The sequence below is a fragment of the Chamaesiphon sp. VAR_69_metabat_338 genome (assembly GCF_031423935.1).
Taxonomy (GTDB): Bacteria; Cyanobacteriota; Cyanobacteriia; order Cyanobacteriales; family Chamaesiphonaceae; genus Chamaesiphon.
On sequence record NZ_JANPGM010000318.1, the window covers coordinates 1 to 2,723 of the forward strand.

A 2,723-nucleotide genomic window follows, 5' to 3' on the forward strand; every position below is an offset into this window, starting at 1 on the left:
GAATTATGAGTACTCTTTTAGAAAAAACAACTAATCGCAGCTTGTCTTCCCAAGCCCAAGGAATGTCCACTGTAGAGGAAAGATTACCAACAACTATTGGTTATTCGATCGGTTCGGCAATATTTACGAGCGATCGCAGCACAACAGTAATTAATCCCGTCTACGATCGCGATCTCGTGGCTGTCCTAAGCATGACAACAAGTGGGGTAAAACTCCACATGGCTATCCCACACAACGTTCTAGCAAACATTATTACCACAGTAGTCGAGCTTCCGGTAAAATCCACGCAGCAAAACGTTAACGAACTCAGAAAGTTGAGTGGTTTAACTTGGGAGCAACTTGCTACTTTGTTCGGTGTTTCACGCCGGAGCGTTCATTTCTGGGCGAGTGGGGAGCCGCTGTCTTCAGCTAATCAGGAAAAGTTAAATCGAACGTTGGACGCGGTTGAGTATATCTCTCGTGGTAGTGCCAGTAACAATCGCAGTTTATTAATGGGCATTGCTGATGACGGAAAATCCTACTTAGAATTACTTGCAGCAGGTGAATTCGATCGAGTCAAACATCTGCTCGGTGCTGGTAATGCCCCGAAACAACCCACATTAGGGCAATTATCTCCAGCAGCAGAAATGGCTCGAATGCCTCCCAATCCAGCAGATCTGGTAGATGCCCTCCAAGATTCAATCCATCAGGAGGTGGGTAAATCGAGAGCGGCTAAAAGTGCGAGGAGTCGAAATAAATATTGGTGAGTAACGAACCTGACGGTTGGATTCCAGAAATAGATTCGGCTTTGAGCAAATGGTCTCAGGGCGATTGTACGATCGGAGGCGATTGTTGGTTCGTTACTCGCTTCGATCCTCAACGTCCCTTAAAACCATCTTCCCAGGACGTTGCAGCAGCCGACGCTGACGCGGATTTAGCAGAATCAGCCGTCAGTGGCTTTGTCGTAGTGACTCAGACATGCGATCTTGTCCGTTCTTGTCTAGATCGTCCCTTCCTCGAAATCTCACCATTGGTAAAAGTCGATGCCGAACTGTTGGCAGAGATTAAAAGACTGAAACGACCTAGCTACGCTTACATTGCGGGAGTTGCAGATCGCTTTCTGGTCGCAGATCTCGTTCGCGAAGCGTGGGCTTTGCCCAATCGAGTGATGACTGTAGAAAAGGCCGTTGTAGCGAGATGGGAGAGAATACCAGGATGCCAAAGTGATGCAGATATTCGATCGCTAGCAGAGGCATTAGCACGCAAACGCAGTCGATTTGCCTTTCCCGATGACTTTAATAAGTTTGCCCAAAAGCTGCAAAAGCGGATGCAGGACAAACACGAGAAAACTACCGATGAAGGTGAGGCTCTGCGCGCCTTACGGGAAATCAGAGTAAGTGCCACACCAGCCTGGGATGCAGATGCGGTAGAGCTAATATTCTGGTTTATCCGTGCAGAAGAAGACGATCGCTTTCAAAATAAAGAATGGTATGAATTGCTAGATAGCTGGCTGAAATTTCTCCCTGCATCGGGAAGATTTAGTTCGGTCGATGGTTCGGTAGTGACCTTGGAAGATATGACGGCGAAGGAATACGTTAATAGCGATCGACTCGATCTCGATCGGCTATCTTCCAATTGAAGATGCTAGAAGTCATAGTCAAAGACGATCGCTAGTGGAGATCCAGACCCCTATAATGGTCTTAGCTTTACCTGACCACATCAAACTATCGCTAATGACACAGACCGATCGCGGGGCAACCTCAGCAAACCGAGGTGGATGGACGCATGAGTAATGACTTTACTGCTGAGATTTACGATGCGATCGTCGTCGGATCGGGTGCTAATGGCGGCGTAGCCGCGAAAGAACTGGGCGAACGGGGATTGAAGGTACTGGTGCTGGAGGCAGGGCGGACGATCGATCCTGAGGCCGATCTGGGGCATCCGGTGAAGGATATGGCGAAGCGGGTTTATAACTTGGCATCGCAACGGCAGTCATATCAGTCGATGCACCCTGGTTACTGGAAAGCCAACCCAGATCTGTTTATCGATGAGAAGGATAACCCCTATACGACCCCACCCGATCGACCATTTTCGTGGATTCGCGGTCGGCAAGTGGGCGGTAAAAGTCTGACCTGGGGCGGGATTACCCTGCGGTTGTCGGATTATGAATTTAAAGCAGCCAGTCGGGACGGTCACGAACGGGATTGGCCGATCGCTTATGCCGATTTAGAGCCGTATTATAGTAAGTTAGAGCGATTTTTTCAGGTGCGGGGCGATCGAGATGGGTTGGCACAATTGCCCGATGGGGACTATCAACCCACGATTCCCCTCACTCCAGGCGAATTACAGCTCAAGCAAGTAGTTGAAACCCGCTGGCCCGATCGCAAGTTGATTGCTTCGCGGGGTTTCGCACTACATAAATCCACCGCAGAGCAGCCGTGGCCGCCATCTTCGAGTCAGGGTTCCTCGCTCCAAGCGGCGATCGAGACTGGTAATGTCACGCTCCAAGCGGATGCGGTCGTCAGTCACGTCATTTTCGATCCTGACACCCGCCAAGCTACAGGTGTCGAATATATCGATCGCCTGACAAAGCAAAAGCAGCAAGTATTTGCGCGTACAGTGGTCTTGTGCGCTTCGACAATTGAGTCGGTGCGAATTCTCCTCCACTCTACCGACAAGTATCAGCCCCACGGCTGGGTAGATAAATCCGGATTACTCGGTCGCTTTTTGATGGATCACGTTTC

The 2,723-nt window shown here is 49.8% G+C and carries 3 protein-coding genes; all 3 read left to right on the plus strand.

Translation table 11 applies throughout. From position 1 onward, the window contains the following. Positions 1–746, plus strand: a 746-nt coding sequence (locus RMO84_RS09115) for a hypothetical protein (RefSeq protein ID WP_310488161.1), incomplete at its 5' end; no start/stop codon positions are given. Next, on the plus strand, positions 743–1,618 hold the full coding sequence (locus tag RMO84_RS09120) for a hypothetical protein (protein WP_310488162.1): 876 nt from the start codon (positions 743–745) through the stop codon (positions 1,616–1,618). The genes RMO84_RS09115 and RMO84_RS09120, both read left to right, overlap by 4 nt. Positions 1,619–1,764: 146 nt before the next feature. Next, positions 1,765–2,723, plus strand: a 959-nt coding sequence (locus RMO84_RS09125; protein WP_310488163.1) for a GMC family oxidoreductase, incomplete at its 3' end; no start/stop codon positions are given.